General features: G+C 62.4%; 14 protein-coding genes. 7 read left to right on the top strand and 7 right to left on the bottom strand.

The genetic code is table 11. The annotated features are described in order from the left end of the window. The first annotated feature begins 31 nt into the window (after nt 1-31). The 3 genes from J2858_RS09570 to metF all read left to right on the top strand — a co-directional run bounded on the left by J2858_RS09570 (nt 32) and on the right by metF (nt 4268). Entirely contained in the window at nt 32-2128 is a 2097-nt protein-coding gene (locus J2858_RS09570; protein ID WP_210104562.1) for a methyl-accepting chemotaxis protein, read from the top strand. A 194-nt stretch (nt 2129-2322) separates the two neighbouring features. Beyond that, nucleotides 2323-3363 (top strand): ArsR/SmtB family transcription factor, encoded by a 1041-nt coding sequence (locus J2858_RS09575; protein WP_210104563.1) that lies wholly within the window; start codon nt 2323-2325, stop codon nt 3361-3363. Continuing rightward, the gene (metF, locus tag J2858_RS09580) at nt 3360-4268 is read left to right on the top strand and encodes a methylenetetrahydrofolate reductase [NAD(P)H] (RefSeq protein WP_210104564.1); all 909 of its coding nucleotides are present in this window, start codon (nt 3360-3362) and stop codon (nt 4266-4268) included. Before J2858_RS09575 ends, metF begins: the two co-directional genes overlap by 4 nt. Before the next feature lie 519 nt (nt 4269-4787). Here the strand turns inward: metF and J2858_RS09585 are convergent. The 4 genes from J2858_RS09585 to J2858_RS09600 form a co-directional block, all read right to left on the bottom strand. After that, nucleotides 4788-5999 carry a lytic murein transglycosylase gene (locus J2858_RS09585; RefSeq protein ID WP_210104565.1) on the bottom strand — a complete coding sequence of 404 codons (1212 nt, stop codon included), beginning with the start codon at nt 5997-5999 and terminating at the stop codon, nt 4788-4790. A 100-nt stretch (nt 6000-6099) separates the two neighbouring features. Beyond that, nucleotides 6100-6882: a glycoside hydrolase family 25 protein gene (locus tag J2858_RS09590; protein ID WP_210104566.1), complete on the bottom strand. Its 783-nt coding sequence runs from the start codon at nt 6880-6882 to the stop codon at nt 6100-6102. Nucleotides 6883-7087: 205 nt separating this feature from the next. Beyond that, nucleotides 7088-7759: a class I SAM-dependent methyltransferase gene (locus J2858_RS09595; RefSeq protein ID WP_210104567.1), complete on the bottom strand. Its 672-nt coding sequence runs from the start codon at nt 7757-7759 to the stop codon at nt 7088-7090. Further along, nucleotides 7756-9003, bottom strand: coding sequence for a DUF3419 family protein (locus J2858_RS09600; RefSeq protein WP_210104568.1), 1248 nt, complete (start codon nt 9001-9003; stop codon nt 7756-7758). Before J2858_RS09600 ends, J2858_RS09595 begins: the two co-directional genes overlap by 4 nt. Before the next feature lie 158 nt (nt 9004-9161). Between J2858_RS09600 and J2858_RS09605 the strand changes: the two genes are divergently transcribed. Beyond that, the gene (locus J2858_RS09605; RefSeq protein WP_210104569.1) at nt 9162-10538 is read left to right on the top strand and encodes a serine hydrolase domain-containing protein; all 1377 of its coding nucleotides are present in this window, start codon (nt 9162-9164) and stop codon (nt 10536-10538) included. Between the two features lie 19 nt (nt 10539-10557). Here J2858_RS09605 and J2858_RS24305 read toward each other — a convergent pair whose 3' ends face one another. From J2858_RS24305 to J2858_RS09620, 3 genes are all read right to left on the bottom strand, one after another. After that, nucleotides 10558-11604 (bottom strand): transglycosylase SLT domain-containing protein, encoded by a 1047-nt coding sequence (locus J2858_RS24305; protein ID WP_210104570.1) that lies wholly within the window; start codon nt 11602-11604, stop codon nt 10558-10560. A 177-nt stretch (nt 11605-11781) separates the two neighbouring features. Next, nucleotides 11782-12411: a hypothetical protein gene (locus tag J2858_RS09615; protein ID WP_210104571.1), complete on the bottom strand. Its 630-nt coding sequence runs from the start codon at nt 12409-12411 to the stop codon at nt 11782-11784. 65 nt (nt 12412-12476) lie between these two features. Next, nucleotides 12477-13688, bottom strand: coding sequence for a pyrophosphate--fructose-6-phosphate 1-phosphotransferase (locus J2858_RS09620; protein ID WP_210104572.1), 1212 nt, complete (start codon nt 13686-13688; stop codon nt 12477-12479). Nucleotides 13689-14024: 336 nt separating this feature from the next. On the opposite strand from J2858_RS09620, the gene J2858_RS09625 reads away from it, so the two are divergent. The 3 genes from J2858_RS09625 (at nt 14025) to J2858_RS09635 (ending at nt 16848) form a co-directional block, all read left to right on the top strand. Continuing rightward, complete coding sequence (locus J2858_RS09625; protein WP_210104573.1) at nt 14025-14765, top strand: J domain-containing protein; 741 nt, start codon at nt 14025-14027, stop codon at nt 14763-14765. Continuing rightward, the gene (locus tag J2858_RS09630) at nt 14762-15529 is read left to right on the top strand and encodes an N-acetylmuramoyl-L-alanine amidase (RefSeq protein ID WP_210104574.1); all 768 of its coding nucleotides are present in this window, start codon (nt 14762-14764) and stop codon (nt 15527-15529) included. Before J2858_RS09625 ends, J2858_RS09630 begins: the two co-directional genes overlap by 4 nt. Nucleotides 15530-15657: 128 nt before the next feature. Continuing rightward, entirely contained in the window at nt 15658-16848 is a 1191-nt protein-coding gene (locus J2858_RS09635; RefSeq protein ID WP_210104575.1) for an NAD(P)/FAD-dependent oxidoreductase, read from the top strand. Nucleotides 16849-16876: the final 28 nt, after the last annotated feature.

The following is a 16876-nucleotide window of genomic DNA, read 5'->3' on the forward strand; positions in this document are numbered from 1 at the left end:
TCCCCTTGCGGCGGCAGTCGGCCTCGGTGGGATGCTCGGTGCGAGGAACTATGAAAATTACAGGCAGTTGCAGAGGGCGGAAGCCTTCGCCGGGCTTGCCTATGCCGGTGGCGAGTTGATGATGACGATGCCTCTCGAAGCGGCACCGACCAGCGCGCCCGAAAAGCAGAAGATCCGCGAAAAATCCGATGCGACCTACAAGCAGATGATGGACCAGTTGGATGTTCTGGCATCCTATGGGTTCAATGACCCGATCACCCGCGAAATGCGCGGCAAGCTTACGGACACCTATTCGCGCATTCCCGAATACCGCCAGAAGTTGGATGCCGGCGAAAATGATCCGATCCTGCCGCTTCGCTATGCGCAGCCGGTGGCATCCGCCGGCCTGGCCCTGGCTTTGCGCAGTGCCAACCTCACCACGGATCTTGCCCTGTCTGGAGACATTCGTGGCCATCACGCGTTGATGAAGGTGAATGAGGGCTATCTCATTCTCGCCCGCATGGGCCAAGTCTATATCCGCAACGGCAGTCTCGGCAAATCGGATGTTATTCGCCTGGCCGGTGCGCTCACCCAGATGCGGACCTACGACGCTCCCTTCCGGGAACATGCGTCTCCAAAAATCATCGCCCGTTTCGATGACTTCTTCCAGACGCCGGAAGGCGGCAGGATTGCCGGGCAGATCAAAGCCATGGAATCCCTTGAGGACTACAAGGGAGGCCCCGAAGCCTTCGACGGTTGGCTGAGTGACACGGCCAAGCGTCGCGACTACGTGGGCGGCGTGATCCGCGACAACGGGCAGATGATGCTGGACGCGACGCAGGCGCGGCTGACGGCGGCCCATAGCCAGATGCTGATCGTCATCGGCGGCCTTGCGGCGTTTGTCGTCCTGGTCATCGTCTTCAGCGTGGCGACAACCCGCGGCCTTGCCGCCCGCATCCGCCGGATCGGCACCGCGATGACGGATCTGGCAGGCGGCGATTCGTCCCGCTCCATTCCGTTTACCGATCGGTCCGACGAAATCGGGCACATGGCGCAATCGGTGGAAGTGTTCCGCCAGGCGGCCATCCGCAACGGGCAGCTGGAAGCCGAAGCCGTGACCAGCCGCCAGCGCATGGAAGCCGAGCGTGCGCAATTGCAGGCGCGCGCCGAAGCAGAAGCCGAGGAGCGTCTCAACCAGGCAACCGGAACGCTTGCCGCAAGTCTGCGCCGTCTGGCCGGGGGGGACATGGTGTGCGAGATCGAAACGCCGCTTGCGCCGCAGTTTGAAGATCTGCGGGCAGACTTCAATACCTCCGTGCGGCAGCTGCGTGATGCACTGTTGAGCGTCGGCGGTTCGGTGACGACCGTCACCAACGGGTCGAAGGAAATCTCCGACGCGTCCGACAATCTGGCCAAGCGCACGGAACAGCAGGCCGCATCGCTTGAAGAGACCGCGGCCGCACTTGAGGAAATCACCGCCAATGTCGTGGCGACCTCCAAACGTACCAGCGAGGCACGCGACGTCGTCCGTGACGCCCGCACGCGGGCCGACCACTCCGGTTCCGTGGTGCGCAATGCGGTCTCGGCCATGCAGCGCATCGAGGAATCCTCGCACCAGATCAACCAGATCATTTCGGTGATCGACGAGATCGCGTTCCAGACCAACCTTCTGGCGCTGAATGCTGGTGTGGAGGCTGCCCGTGCGGGGGAGGCTGGCAAGGGTTTCGCCGTCGTGGCGCAGGAAGTGCGCGAGCTGGCCCAGCGCTCGGCAAATGCCGCCAAGGAGATAAAGGCGCTGATTTCCAAATCCACCACGGCCGTCTCCGAAGGCGTCAAGCTGGTGAGCGACACGGGCGAGGGCCTCTCGGCCATCGAACAGCTGGTGCAGACGATCAATGCGCATATGGATGCGATTGCGACCGCCGCCCACGAGCAGTCGACCGGGCTTGCGGAAGTCAACACTGCCGTCAATCACATGGACCAGGCCACCCAGCGCAACGCGGCGATGGTCGAGGAAATGAATGCAGCCGGTGCCGGTCTTGCGCAGGAAAGCGTGCAACTGTCCGATCTTTTGTCTCGCTTCCGCCTGTCAGGTGCCGCACGGGTGCAGGGGCAGCCGTCCGGGCGCGGCTCTGCCCGGGCCGCATAGGCGCGAAAGCCTTGGCCCTTGCTGGCTTCGCAGCGTTTACATAATCGACACCGGTGTTTACACCTCATTGAGCAAATTTCGAAAAGGGCGGCGCAGGCCGTCCTTTTCATGTCCGGCACAGGCTTTGGACTTGTCACGCGGCTGAAAATCACATAAACATATCTTTATGTGTTGATTGTGGATGGATTGTTGCGATGGGTCTGCCGCTGGACAGTCTGGTGGGAATTTTGAAGACGGCGGGGGAGCCAACCCGGTTCCGGCTGCTGGCGCTTCTGTCCGGCGGGGATCTGACGGTGAGTGACCTCACCGATATTCTCGGCCAGTCCCAGCCGCGCATCTCCCGCCACCTGAAGCTTTTGACCGAAGAGGGCCTGATCGAGCGCTACCAGGAGGGCGCCTGGGCCTATTTCCGGCTGAAGCAGGACGGACGGGCGGCTGTCGTTGCGACCAATCTTCTATCCGCCGTCGATGCGGCCGATCCGGTTCTTGCCCGCGATGGCGAGCGCTTGGCAACGGTCAAGCGGGCGCGGGCGGAGCGGGCGCAGGCGTATTTCAGCCGCAATGCGTCTGAATGGGACGAACTGCGCCGCCTGCATGTAAGCGATGCCGATGTCGAGGCCGCGCTCCTGAAAACGCTGGGGCCCGACAATGTCGATGCGCTCCTCGACCTTGGCACCGGCACCGGCTGGATCCTGCAGCTTCTGGAGGCGAACTACCGGCGGGCGGTCGGCATTGATGCGAGCCGCGACATGCTGGCGGTTGCCCGCGCCAATCTCGACAAGGCCGGCATCGTCAAGGCGAGCGTTCGCCACGGCGATATCTTCAACCTGCCGCTGGAGGCGGGGGATTTCGATCTCATCACCATCCATCAGGTGCTGCACTTCCTCGACGAGCCCGAGCGCGCCATTGCCGAGGCGGCCCGCGTGCTGCGCCCCGGCGGTCGCCTCGTCATCGTCGATCTGGCCCCGCATGCCTTTGATTACCTGCGTGAGGAACACGCGCATCTTCGTCTCGGCTTTTCCCACCAGACGGTGACGGAGTGGCTGGAGAAGCTTGGCCTGACCGTCGGGAAGATCATCGATCTTCAGCCGAAGTCGCAAAAGCCGGCCTCCGCGCTCACCGTCACCATCTGGCTTGCCACATCGCCTCTCGGTTCCAGGGCACAGGCCCTCAATGTGCCGGCGATGGAAAAAGCCGCCCCCCGCAAATCCCTTCTGTCGGAAATCGAGCTATGAGCACCGTCGCCCCCCTGTCCCGCAAGGCCCAGCCCTTCCGGCTCTCCTACGAATTCTTCCCGCCGAAGTCGCCGGAGATGGAGGATCAGCTCTGGCAGACCGTTGATGCGCTGTCGCTCTATGAGCCGGACTTTGTGTCGGTGACTTACGGCGCCGGCGGCACCACCAAGGCGCCGACCTTCTCCACCGTCAAGCGGATGATTGACGACATGGGACTGGCAACGGCCTCGCATCTCACCTGTGTCGACGCGGACCGGGAAGAAACGCATCAGGTGATCGAGGACCTGCGCCAGCTCGGCGTGCGTCACATCGTGGCTCTGCGGGGTGATCCGGCAGCCGGCATCGGCACCGCCTATATGCCGCACCCGAAGGGCTATGCCAATGCGGCGGAGCTGGTGGTGGGCCTGAAGGAGATCGGCGGTTTCGAGATTTCCGTCTCGGCCTATCCGGAAAAGCATCCGGAAAGCGCTAATGTCGCCCGTGATATCGAGATGCTGAAGCGCAAGGCCGATGCCGGCGCCGACCGGGCGCTGACGCAGTTCTTTTTCGACAATGACGTGTTCGAGCGCTATCTCGAGCAGGTGCGTGCGGCGGGCATTACCATTCCGGTCATTCCCGGCATCATGCCGATCCAGAACCTGACGCAGCTGAAGCGGTTTGCCGGCCGTTGCGGCTCAAGCGTGCCGTCGTTTCTCGATGAGCGCTTCGCGGGCCTCGACGACAAGCCGGAAGAGCGCGCGAAGGTCGCCGCCGACGTGGCTGCCGAACAGATCGAAGACCTCATGCGCCGCGGCCTTGGCGAATTCCATATCTACACGATGAACCGGGCGGCGTTGACCAGCGCCGTTCTGGATCGTCTGGGCTATGCCAAGACGGAAAAGGCCCAGGCCGGGGCGGCGGCCTGAGCCAGGACTTCAGGACAGGGCGAAAGCATCGTCCTTCCAGGGGTGTGAAGCCGGATCTTTTAAACGACTGTTGAAACGGTCAGCCCAACCGTGGCCCTTAGTGATTGTTCTTCGTCCCTGTCAGACGAAAAGCATGGATGCCACGAACACAAACGCTGCACCGACGAGAATGACATTGAAGGAATGTACGTGTCCCATGTCTGTCTCCTTGCGTTAACAGCTCCGATGTAAGTGCATTTTTGAAGGCTTGGAAAGCAAATAATGTGCTGCAGTGCGGCAGCGCTTTCGGCGCCAGCTTCCAGTGCGCCGGCTCAAGCGGTTGATATGAAAGGGAAAATTCTTTAACGGACAGGGTTTACCATTCGTGAATAAATCTGGATGCCCTGTTAAGAACTGTCACATTGCGTGATGACAGAGGCCGAATTTGCCTCATCTGCGCACCTAAAAAAACCTCCCGGGGAAACCGCGGGAGGTCTTTTGTTGGTCGATGTCGATGAGTCCTGCTCGGGCCGAATGACCTTACAGGGCGTTCAGCAGCGCGGCGGTCGGCCAGCCGTCGGCGGGCATGCCGAGCTTCTGCTGCGCCTTCTGGACGGCGACCCGCGTGCCAGAGCCCAAAATGCCGTCGATCTTGCCGACGTCATGGCCGATGCCGTCGAGCTTGGTCTGCAGGAGCTTCATCTCCTCGACGCTGAGGCCCGGTTCCGGATTGCCCTTGGCGTAAGGCGGAGCGCCCGCCAGACGGGTGGCGAAATAGGCGGCCGAGGTCGTGTAGATGAATGACTGGTTCCAGGCGAGATAGATCGCAAAATTCGGATAGGTGATGAAGGCCGGACCCTTGCGACCCTGCGGCAGAACCAGGGCGGCCGGCAGCGCGCCAAAGGCCGTATTGCCGTCGCGCGGCTTGACGCCGAGCTTGAACCATTCCGACGCCGGCATTTCGTTGCCGAGACCGCTTTTCTCGTAAGGCAGGCTTTCCGGCAGTTCGACCTCCTGGATCCACGGCTCGCCGGGCTTGAAGCCGAGGCTCTTGATGAAGGAGGCGGCCGTCAGGATGGCGTCCGGAGCGCTCGTCTTCACATTGATATGGCCATCGCCATCGCCATCCGCTCCATGGGCGATGATATCCTTCGGCAGCATCTGCACCTGGCCGATCTCGCCGGCCCAAGCGCCGGTATTGGTCGCGGGATCGAGATCGCCATGCTGCACCATCTCGATCAGCGCCAGCAGTTGCGGGCGAAACAGTTCCGGGCGGCGGCAATCATGCGACAGCGTCACCAGGGCATTTCGCGTGTTGAAATCGCCCTGCACCGCGCCGAAATCGGTTTCCATGGCCCAGAAGGCGGTGATGACGCCGGGGGCGACGCCATACTCCTTCTCGGCCCGCTGAAAGACTTGCGCATACTGCTGCATCTTCTGGCGGCCGATATCGAGGCGGGCCTGGCTCACGGTGCGCTGCGAAAACTCGAGGAAGGTCTGGCGAAATACGCCTTGAGCGCGGTCACGGGAGAGGACTTTCTGATCGATCGCAGCCCCTGCAAGCGCCCTATCGGCCGCCTCTGCCGAAGCGCCCATGGATACGGCTTCGGCCTTGACGCCCTGCAGGAAGGTCGGCAGGTCGCCACCACAGGCCGGCGCGATCTGTGCCGCGGTCTGGGCAAAGGCGGATGGCGCCAGAAGACCGGTGAGGGCAAGGGCAAGCAAGAGCGGACGAGCGGAAGCAGCAGGCATTCAAAACGTTCCTTTGACGGGTAGAAGTCCCATGTCGGCGAGATTTGTGACCGAAGATGGGCAAGGACCGGTCAAGGTCAATGGCGGGGTATCATTACCGTTAACGGTCAGCCGAGGCGAGCCATGCGCGCCAGTTCTTTTCGGTGCCGGCAAACACATTGATATCCGTGCCGCCCTTGATGCCGGGGACCACGCCCGTCGAGGTATACTGCCAGAAGGCCCACGGTCGCGACTCGTAGATCTTGGCCGGATGGGCCGCCACCGACCGCAGCCAGAAATGATATTCCTTGAAGGCGCCGACGAGATTGTCGCGGTGGAAATCGACAGAGGTGTAGATGATCGGCCGCTTGCCGTAATAGGCCTCCAGCCGGTCCATGAAGCGCTTCATCTCGGCCCGCACGGTCTCCGGCGCCGGTCGCGTCGTGCAGGTTTTCGAGGTGTGGTTCCATTCCACGTCGACAACCGGCGGCAGGCTGCTTGCCGCCTTCGGCACATTGGCGATGAACCAGTCGGCCTGTTCGTCGGCGCTCGAGCAGAAATAGTAGAAATGATAGGGCGCGTGGGCAAGGCCGGCCTGAGCCGCATTGCGCCAGTTCGTGTCGAACGCCGGATCGATCCTGTCCTTGCCTTCGGTCGCCTTGATGAAGACGAAGGATACGCCGCTGCGCCTCACGGTTGCCCAGTCGATGTCGCCGTTCCATTTGGAAATGTCGATGCCATGGATCTCGTGGCGGTCGGGGTGGTTCGCGCCGAAATCCTGCGAATCCGTATCCTGGAACTTCGGCTTCCTGATTGATCCCGTCGACATGAAATCATAGCTTGTCGAGGTGCAGCCCGTCGCAAGGACGGCTGTCGAGAGGAGGACGAAGAGAAATCGACGCATGGCAATTCCGTAGGTGAGCGCGACACGTATCGCTTGGCCGACGGGGGCCGAAGCACCAGCCGAAAACAACGAGCTAGGGTCTTGATAACCATATCGTCGTAAAAATTCCCTTACGCGACGCCATGCCTTCTCCGCCCGCGCGCCACGTCCTATGAGATTACGCTAAAACGCGCCCGTTCTCAAGTGGTTATCGCAGGGAATGGTCTCAGATGCTGCGCCGGATGATCGCGTGCCATGAATAGCCACGGCCGATCGTCTCGAACATCATGTCGGCATGGAATTCTGAAAGGCGGACTTCGAGCGCTTCGGCAAGATCTGCCCGCGGCGTCACATGAAATCGGGAAAGCCAAGCCTTGAGGCCGGTGCGGAACCAGGCGGGCAGGTTTTCCTGCTGGCCGAAGTCGACGATATGCAGCGATCCGCCCGGTTTCAGCGCCGAAAGCGCCGCCACAAGCGCGCCCTGCCAATCGGGAATCATCGACAGCGCGTAGGAAATCAGGATGCGATCGAACCCGTCGACCCCAAAGTCTGCGGCGGAAAATGTCGTGGCATCGGCGACGGAAAGCGTCGGCTCTGTCGCCTTGCCGCGAAAATTGGCGCGTGTCGTTGCCAGCATTTCGGCGGAGATGTCGAGGCCGAAAAGGCGTGCGCGTGGATAGAGCCGGTGTGCCAGAAGCAGGTTTCGGCCGGTGCCGCAGCCGACTTCCAGAAGCGTGCCATCGGTCGGCACCGCAAGATCGGCAATCGCCCGGTCCCGCCCGAGAAGATAGTATTTGCGCGTCAGGTCGTAGATATGGCGCTGGTAGCGATACATCCGGTCCATGCGTGCCGCATGGTCTGCTGCCGGCAAGGGACGTGTTTCGCCAAAGGTCGTCATGCGGCGCGCTCATAGATGTGGAAGCCGCCATAGATCGCCGAACGGTCCTGCAGGTTCAGTTCCTGCGAGCGGACGTCGAGATAGCGCCACTGGTCACGGATCGCCGGCGAAAGGCGGCCCTCGATAATGCTCTTTTCGGCAGCCGTGCGGAAGATGACGCGGGCGCCCGGTGCGGCGGTGCGGCTGATTTCAGCCCAGAGATCGTTGAGCTGGCGGTCGTTCATCCAGTCCTGCGCATCGAGCAGCACATAGCGATCGACGGTCCCGGCGGCCTTGTGCGACAGGAGATCGGTAAAGGTTTCATGATGGACGGCAACGCGCGATACATTGTTGCGGATGGTCCGGTAGTGTTCCGCCTTGAGATAGGTCGGCAGCGAACCTTCGTGCGGCAGCGCATAGCGGCGCACAAAGGCCTGCCAGGCGAAATAATTGTCGCGAAGCGGGAAGTGGCAGGCGAGCTTTTCCAACCGCTGGCGCAGCACCGGCGCAATCGATCCATCCGCTGCAAGGCTTGCCAGTTCGTCATATTGCTGCGGCGGAATGCCAAGGCCGAACAGCGAACTTTTGGCGCTCGTCAGCCAGCGGATCAGCGGCTTGTCGAAGAGCGGTGCGATGCGGGTATCGAAAAACTGTCGCTGTTCACGCAGCGATCCCATGGTCGCCATTTCGGTGAGGTTGACGCCATGCAGCCGCGCCAGAAGGTGACCGGCGGCAATGAAGCGGCCGAGCAGGCCGGTGCGGTAGATATTGCGCTCGAACACGGAGATGCGGCGGCGCCCCGTGAGGCTCCGCTTCTGCCAGTAGGCGCGGGTCGTCTCGTCGAGCTTCGGCGCAATGAAAAGATCAAACGCGCGCCCGTTGGTTCGGGCATTTTCGGTGGCCAGAAAACGTACGACGTCGGCATGGGCGGGAAGCGCGGCAAAGGCTTGCAGCTTCAACCGGTTGAGCGCGATATGATGCGGATTGAGATCCACCACGTCGATGGAGCGCGGCGAGCGGGAGAGGTAGGCCAGCATGTTGCAGCCACCGGAGCCGATGGTGACGATGCTGTGCCCGGCCGCCAGTTCCATGCCGGCCATGTCGACATCCGGATCCTCCCAGATCTGCGGATAGACGAGGCCGGAAAACAACAGGCCGAACAGGCGCTCGGAAAAGCCGCTCTTCGACAAGGCCTTGTGCTGCAGCAATGCAGTCTTCAGCTTTCCGTTTTTCAGAAACCCGGCTTCCGGTGCGATCTCGGCCATGCTCAACCCCTGTCGTCTCGCCCTGCGTGTCAAATGGCTGTAGCCGCCTGCTGCTACAGTTTCATGACGTGTCCTTCTGCCGCCGTACTTGGGGCCGAAGCTCGCCGCGGCGGCTCGGTTCGAAGAGAGCGCCGCGGCTGTCCAGCGGGATTGGTTTCATGCGCCTTGTGCTTCGTCTTGTTCGGTTTTTTCTCGTCTTCGTGGTGCTGGTGCTCATCGCCTGCCTGGTCTGGCTCTATGTCGCCCCGCCTGCGCTGTTGCGGGTCGGAAGCGGCTATGCGGCCAAGATCGTCTGCTCGAATGTGTTTCTGGCCGGGCGCGAATCGGCAGAGGTGCTGTCTGAAGATGTGCAGGCGCCGGGCCATCCGCTGCTTCGCCTGATGCGGGTTGCCGTGGATCGGGATGCGGGGCGGGTGCATGCCGCAATTCTTGGCGCCATCGCGCCGGCAACCGCCGTTTACCGCGAGGGCTTTGGCTGCACGCTGCTTGCGGATGGCAAGACCCCGGCAAGCCTTCCGACAGCCGCTGCATCGGCCGAAGCGCCGGCAAAGGCACCGGTTGACACCAAGGCTCTCTGGCCTGAAGGAGAAACGGTCGTCACCCGGCCGGACATCGGCGACATCCTGTCTCGCGACGACCTGACGGGGCCGGGGCTAAGGGCCGTCGTGGTGGTGAAGGACGACCGCATCGTTGGCGAGCGCTACGGTCAAGGCTTTGACGCCCGGATGCCGCTCCTCGGCTGGTCGATGACGAAAACGGTGAATGCCGCGCTCATTGCGACGATGATCCGCGACGGGCGCATGACGCTTGCCGACAAGGGCCTGTTTGGCGCCTGGAAAGGTGATGAGCGTGCCGACATCACCCTTGCGCAGCTGCTTGCCATGGAAAGCGGGCTTGCCTTCAACGAGGATTACGGTGCCGTGGCGGATGTGACCCGAATGCTGTTCCTCGAGCCCGACATGGCGGGGTTTGCCGCAAGCCTGCCGCTTGCACGAACGTCGGGGACGGGCTTCCATTATTCGTCCGGCACGGCCATGCTGCTCTCGCGCCTGTGGATGGACCGGTTCACGGAGAAGGCCGAGGCGCTCGCCTATCCGCACAAGGCGCTGTTTGAGCCGCTCGGCATGGCAAGTGCGGTGATGGAGCTGGATGAGACCGGAACCTTTGCCGGCAGTTCCTACATGTATGCCACGGCCCGCGACTGGGCCCGCTTCGGACTTCTCCTTGCCAAGCGCGGGGAATGGCAGGGCCGCAGCATCCTGCCACCCCATCTGGTGGAAGACATGTGGCAGGAAAATGCGACGTCTGGCGGGCGTTATTCGCGCATGCAGACATGGCTTGCTCGTCAAAGGACGGGGGAGGGGGCGTTTCGCGCGGTCGTCCCTCAGGATCAGTTTGCTCTGGAAGGGCATGACGGACAAAGCGTGACGGTCATTCCGTCAAGAGGGCTTGTCGTGGTGCGCCTGGGGCTGACGCCGGCAGCGAAAGGATACCGGTCGGACGCGCTGGCGGCGGCATTGCTTCAAGCGCTGTAACGACGGCGATCTTGGCCGCTTATTTCAGAACGTTCAGCATGTCCTTGCGCTTGGCATCGTAATAGTAGCCGCGCGCATAAAGACCGATGGCGTCATCCGGCTCGTTATCGGCCACCAGCCAGGCGCCGCGCAGATATTTGATGGCGTATTTCAGGTTGGTTTCTGCATCCAGCAGGCCTTCCGGCGTGCCGCTATATCCCATGGACTTGGCGGTGGAATATTTGATCTGCATGAGGCCGAAATAGCCGCGCTTGTTATAGGCCTTCGGGTCGTAGCGGCTTTCGCGGTGCACGACGCGGTGGACGAGTGATTCCGGCACGCCGTACATGCCGGCATAGCGCTTGATCAGCTTGTTCAGGGTCGGCGTGCTGGCCTCAGCCGTTGCCGGCACCGGAGCACCGGGGGCCGGCGGGAAGAAATCATTGGACACGGACGAGAGCGGCTGTGCCGGGGATGCGTAGGCGAGCATCGAAGAGGTGCTGGAAGGCGCAGGGCGCGGACGCGGCGTCGGAATGGCCGCATAGCTTGCGGAAAACTCCGGCGGAATGCCGGCCGGTTTTTCCGCCGGCTTCTGCGTGGATCGCAAGGCGGCGGTCTGCAGGGTCGGGGCAATTTCCTGGCTGGTCTTGGCCAGCGGCGTGGCCGACACCGGCTCGGTCATGGTGTGAGCGGTCGTGGTTGCCACATTGATGGCTTCCATCGCACCCGTTGTCTGGATGGAGGTGGGTGCAACGGCAAGCGCCGGGGTGACCACGGGCATTTCGGAGGCCTGGGCAAGAGCGGCGCGCACGGCATCGTTCTGCGCGGCAAGCGCCGACTGGCCGGTCGGAAGCGTCACGGTGTGAACCCGTCCGCCTTTTTCAGCAACGACGGTCGTTGTACCGGCCGGTGCTTCGACAGGCCCGCTTGCGGCAGCCGAAGCGGCGGCTGCTGCTGCAATGGAGATACGCCCGGTCTTGGTTGCCGGCTGTTGCCCCGTCGCCTGACCGGCGGAAGGAGCCTCGGCAGAGGCCAGCTCTGCGGACTGTTCGGTGTCTGCCGCTGTCTTTTTGGATGCCGTTTCCACGCTCGAGCAGCCGGAAACAGCCCCGCAAATCGCAAACGCCACAACCGCGTTGCAACCGAGAATTCGGGTTATCGCCATGGTCTCACTTTCACGAAGATATTAATCCCAACCTGCCAGTGCCCCTCAAATCTAAAGATTTCTTAACTTATCCTAACGCAGGCGGCAAGCCCGGGGATGCTATGCAGCAATCCGGCGATAGCCGGCGCTGACGGCGCGGCGTGCGATGAAGCGTGTCTGGGGCCTGGTGGAGGTGGAATTTCTAAGGCTGGAAAGCCGCATTTTGCCGGCGCGGCGCCGGGCGATCTGCATCTGCAGCAGAGGAGAGGCAAGTGCGGCGAGGGCAAATCCGATTGCGGTTTCAAGGGCTGCCTTCGGCGTTGCCGCAGACGAATCAGCCACCTGGACGAGGAGTGCGGCAAAGGCGATCGCAAGGCCCGGGCGCACCTGAGACATCAAGCTGCGCGCCATGGCGCGGGCAAGCGTCTTCTCGCGCAGGTTGTCATTGTCGGCAAGGCGCAGGCGAAGGCCCTGCTGCAGGCCCTTCACGCCGTATAGCGCCAGATAGGCCAGTGCCGCCCAGGCGAGCGTATCGTGCATGTTGCGCAGTGAGACGGACAGCCAGAGGAAAATCGCGCCGCCTGCCGCAAACGACAGGAATGAGCCGGCGGCAAATAACGGAACGAGCGCCATCGCCCGCAGTTTGCCGCGGGCAATGGTATAATCCACAAGAAAGCGGTTGGAGGAAGACGGCAGGTGCAGCGTAAGCACGCAGAGCGCTGAAAAAATCAGGATCGCCTCGGTGCCCATGTCGTCTCCTCCGCCTCAATCGCCACACAGGGCCGGCCTTTCCTCGCCGCCGGCCACGGTTTCGATCACGCCGCCCGGAAAGGCTGTCCGATGAAGTTCATGACGTCGGCGAACCACGGGGTGGAGAGATCGAAATGCTTACCACCCTTGATACGCGGGAATTCGATCGTGCGCAATTTCCCATTCTGCTCTTCGTCATGGCCGGTGACGCCCGAGACGCCGTTCAGCGCGCTTTCGACGGCCAGATCGACCATGCCCTGGATGAGGCGCAGATCCTCCTGGTTGGCCGGTGCCGAGCGGGCATAATAGCCCGATTTCTGCACCATCGAGCGCTCCGCATGGAGGAGCGAGGCGAAATGCGTCTGGAACCAGTGGCCGACATTGACCGTGTCGATCTTGACGTGACCGAATGCGTCGCGCTTGATCTTTTCGCCAGAGGCTTCCCGCTCGGCAACGATGGTGTCGAGGCCTGCTCCTTCCGAGACGAACAGCGTCACGAAGCCGCAGGTATCCATGATGCCGCGCAGCCGTTCGGCTTCTGCTTCCAGATCGAAGGCCATCTCGGGCAGATAGAGCCCGTCGATGTTCTTCATCTGAGTATTCATCATGAAGCCTTCGACATATTCGTTGTTGCAGGTGTCCTGAATGTAGGCGCGCGCGGTGGCAGCCGTCAGCCAGCCGCAGTGGCGGCCCATCACTTCATGGATCACCAGCGTGCGCGGGGCCGCACTCTGCTCGTTGCTGACGTGATCGAAGAAATGCGCGCCGACTTCGGCGGCCGTCCAGGCGCCGAGCGACTGGCGGATCGGCACCACGTCGTTGTCGACCGTCTTGGGCAGGCCGACAACCGTCAGGTCATAGCCGTTTTCGCCGAGATAGGCGGCAAGGTCGGCCGCAGTCGTATTGGTGTCGTCCCCGCCGATCGTGTGGAGAATGGTCACGCCATCTGCGGCCAGCTTGTCTGCGGCCACCTTCAGCGGGTTTTCGCCTTCCTTGACCAACCCGCGCTTGACGCAGTCGGCGGCATTGGTGAGTTTCACGCGGCTGTTGCCGATCGGCGAGCCGCCATAGCGGTGCAGAAGATGGGCGCGCTCGCGCATGGTCTGGTTGATCTCGATTCGGTCGCCCAGCAGAACGCCCTGATAGCCGGAACGGTAGGCGACCAGCTCCAGTTCGGGGGCAATATCGCTATAGCGTTCGATCAATCCGCCCACTGCCGATGACAGGCATGGGGCAAGCCCACCTGCTGTCAGCATCGCCACTTTCTGTTTGGCCATCGACCCTCCTTCGCGCCTATGCGCCTTGCCAAGAACTGGCAAATGGATGCGACAGAGGATCGCAGGTGTAAAGTGAATTTCTCAAGAAAATCCGGCATTTCGCGCCTTTTTAGGAACGCCTGGTGATTTAATCGGTTCAAATTCGGAAGCGCCCGCGCATGCGCCGAACGACAGTTCGTCACGCGAGGTAAAGCCACGCGGCCGCTGTGCCGGACTGCGACGTTTTGGCGTGTTGCAGAACCGGGCGCAAACCAATCCCGTAAGGGTGAACAAAGTTTAACGCGACCTTTGCCGGCTTGCGCTTGCCAAGGGTTCCAGAATTTGGTCAGGTGCAGCATGATTTTAGATTTTGCATGCCTTCAACTGACGTCCCTGTGGGAGCGACTGCTTGGCAGTGTCGGCGATGCCGCCACCAATGCGCTGTCGCGTGTCGTCGAAGCCATCCGCACCCTGTTCGAAGGCGATCCCGAAACACGTCGGAAGGTGTCCTTCTCCGTCGCCATCATCGCGCTGTCTGCCAAGATGGCGAAGGCCGATGGCGCCGTCGTTGCCTCCGAAGTGGAAGCCTTCCGCCAGATCTTCGATTTTCCGGAAGAGGAGGCGAAGAACGTCGCCCGCCTCTACAATCTCGCCCGCCAGGACGTGGCCGGATACGAAGCCTATGCGGAAAAGCTTGCCGGTCTTTGCGGGTCGGGCGAGCAGAACTGCCGCATGCTGGAAAACGTCGTCGACGGTCTCTTCCACATCGCCAAGGCTGACGGCATGGTGCATGAGAAGGAACTGGAGTTTCTGGCGCGCATCGCCGATATCTTCCGCATCGATGAGGACCACTTTCGACGCATCCTCGCCCGCCACGTCGAAGTGGATGGGGGCAATCCCTACCTGATCCTCGGTGTTTCGCCCGACGATGATTTTGCCGATATCCGCAAGCGTTACAGAAGCCTGGTGTCCGAACACCATCCCGACAAGCTGATTGCGCGCGGCGTGCCCGAAGCCCTGCATGCGGCCGCCAATGAGCGGATGGCCGCGCTCAATGCCGCCTATGCGGCAATTGCCAAGGAACGCAAGGCTGCATGAAACTGGTGCCTGATTTTGCCGGGGCGCGGGTCGATCCGTCTCCCAATCACGGCGAGCGCGTTGGCGGCGTGGCGCCGGATATGATCATCCTGCATTACACCGGCATGGCAGACCACGGGCAGGCGGTGTCGTGGCTGAAGAATATCGAAAGCCAGGTCTCCAGCCATTATTTCGTCTGGCCGGACGGGCGCGTGGTGCAGATGGTGCCCGAGGCGCGCCGGGCCTGGCATGCCGGAAAAAGCATCTGGGCCGGCGAGACGGACATCAATTCCCGCTCCATCGGTATCGAGATTGCCAATGCCGGCCATCCGGGCGGGCTTCCTCCTTATCCGGACGCGCAGATCCAGGCGGTGATTGCGCTCTGCCGCGATTGTGCCGAGCGCTGGTCGATCCGGCCGGAACGGGTGCTTGGCCATTCGGATGTGGCGCCGAGACGCAAGGTCGATCCCGGCGAGAATTTTTCCTGGGAAACGCTCTTCCGCGCCGGCGTCGGACACTGGGTTGAGCCCAGCCCGATCCGCAGCGGGCGGTTCTTCCAGCGCGGCGAAAGCGGCCAACCGGTGGAAGCGCTGCAGGGGATGCTGGCGCTCTACGGCTACGGCATCGAGATCACCGGCGAGTTCTGCGAAAAGACGGAGGGCGTGGTCGAGGCCTTCCAGCGGCATTTCAGGCCGCAGCGCGTGGATGGCATTGCCGACATGTCGACCATCGAGACGCTGCACCGTCTCCTGTCGCACCTGCCGCGCTATGGGGCATCCGACTGATCCAGGGCTGTTGCCGTCCCTTCGGCGCTCGCCGCGGCTGCGACCGTTTCGCCTCTGGAAACTGGCCCGCAAAGCGGTATCAGTGCGCATGAGCATTTCAGGCATAACAGGGCAGGCGAGAGGCGATCATGGCGCCGGACTTCAAATACATCATCATCGGGCGCGGCATGATGGGGGCAGCCGCCGCGCGCCACCTGACGCAATGGACCGACGGCGTGGCGCTCATCGGCCCGGACGAGCCGGCGGACGCGAAGACCCACAGGGGTGTTTTCGCCAGTCACTATGACGAGGCCCGAATCACCCGCACCATCGATTCCAATCCGGTATGGGCGCGCCTCGCCAACCGCTCCATCGCGCGCTACGGCGAGATCGAACGCGACAGCGGCATCCGCTTCTATCACGGCGTCGGTTGCCTGATGGTGGGGCCGGATCCGGAAACTGGCCACACCTATATCGACGGCATCTTGAGCGCCGCCGCAATGCTTGGCGTCGAAACGGACCTGCTCACCGATGCGCAGCTTGCCGCGCGCTTTTCCTATTTCGGCTTCGAGCCGGCCTGCAAAGGGGTCTTCGAGGCGCATAATGCCGGCTATGTGAACCCGCGCGCGCTGGTGGCTGCGCAGTCGCAGCTTGCCGGGCGGCAGGGCGCGCGTCTCATCGGGGAAACGGTGGTCAGCGTGCGCGAGGAGGGCGGCCTTGCCGTCGTGCGCACCGCGGAAGGTGGCGTGTATAGCGCTGAAAAGGCGCTGGTTGCCGCCGGTGGTTTTTCCATTGCCGAACATCTCATGGCGCGCCCGGTCGACATGGCCGTCTATGCCCGTACGGTGACGTTTTTCGAAATTCCGGACGAGGAACTGGCGCAGTTTGCCGGCATGCCGTCGCTGATCTACGAGCCGCGCGACAGCCGCAACCATATCTACATGCTGCCGCCGGTGCGCTATCCCGATGGCAAGACCTATCTGAAGATCGGTGGCGATCCGGATGACATTCTTCTGACGCGCGACGAAGACATGCGGGCCTGGTTCCGCTCCGGCGGACGCGCGAGCGTGCGCGATCATCATGCGGGTATCATGACATCGCTGGTGCCCGGCATCGACACCACACGGATCTCGACGGGCGCATGCGTCGTCTCCAAGACACCGAGCGGCTATCCGGCCATCGGCTATACGCAGAGCCCGGCAATCGCCGTTCTGACCGGCGGCTGCGGGGCGGCGGCCAAAAGCTCGGACGAGATCGGCCGGCTGGGCGCCGAGCTGCTCCACAAGGGGCGGATCGTGGACGAGGCTTATGGTGTCTCCTTTGCGCCCGATTTTGCCTGAGCCGCTTTCGTCTTTCCGGTGGCAATCG

Origin of the sequence: Neorhizobium galegae (assembly GCF_017877135.1) — a bacterium.
Classification (GTDB): Bacteria; Pseudomonadota; Alphaproteobacteria; order Rhizobiales; family Rhizobiaceae; genus Neorhizobium; species Neorhizobium galegae_A.

Bases quoted from the DNA above. Each gene is read 5' to 3' on its own strand.
- J2858_RS09570 (WP_210104562.1), top strand. From the start codon at position 32: ATGCTCGGTGCGAGGAACTATGAAAATTACAGGCAGTTGCAGAGGGCG.
- J2858_RS09575 (WP_210104563.1), top strand. From the start codon at position 2,323: ATGGGTCTGCCGCTGGACAGTCTGGTGGGAATTTTGAAGACGGCGGGG.
- metF (WP_210104564.1), top strand. From the start codon at position 3,360: ATGAGCACCGTCGCCCCCCTGTCCCGCAAGGCCCAGCCCTTCCGGCTC.
- J2858_RS09585 (WP_210104565.1), bottom strand. From the start codon at position 5,999: ATGCCTGCTGCTTCCGCTCGTCCGCTCTTGCTTGCCCTTGCCCTCACC.
- J2858_RS09590 (WP_210104566.1), bottom strand. From the start codon at position 6,882: ATGCGTCGATTTCTCTTCGTCCTCCTCTCGACAGCCGTCCTTGCGACG.
- J2858_RS09595 (WP_210104567.1), bottom strand. From the start codon at position 7,759: ATGACGACCTTTGGCGAAACACGTCCCTTGCCGGCAGCAGACCATGCG.
- J2858_RS09600 (WP_210104568.1), bottom strand. From the start codon at position 9,003: ATGGCCGAGATCGCACCGGAAGCCGGGTTTCTGAAAAACGGAAAGCTG.
- J2858_RS09605 (WP_210104569.1), top strand. From the start codon at position 9,162: ATGCGCCTTGTGCTTCGTCTTGTTCGGTTTTTTCTCGTCTTCGTGGTG.
- J2858_RS09615 (WP_210104571.1), bottom strand. From the start codon at position 12,411: ATGGGCACCGAGGCGATCCTGATTTTTTCAGCGCTCTGCGTGCTTACG.
- J2858_RS09620 (WP_210104572.1), bottom strand. From the start codon at position 13,688: ATGGCCAAACAGAAAGTGGCGATGCTGACAGCAGGTGGGCTTGCCCCA.
- J2858_RS09625 (WP_210104573.1), top strand. From the start codon at position 14,025: ATGATTTTAGATTTTGCATGCCTTCAACTGACGTCCCTGTGGGAGCGA.
- J2858_RS09630 (WP_210104574.1), top strand. From the start codon at position 14,762: ATGAAACTGGTGCCTGATTTTGCCGGGGCGCGGGTCGATCCGTCTCCC.
- J2858_RS09635 (WP_210104575.1), top strand. From the start codon at position 15,658: ATGGCGCCGGACTTCAAATACATCATCATCGGGCGCGGCATGATGGGG.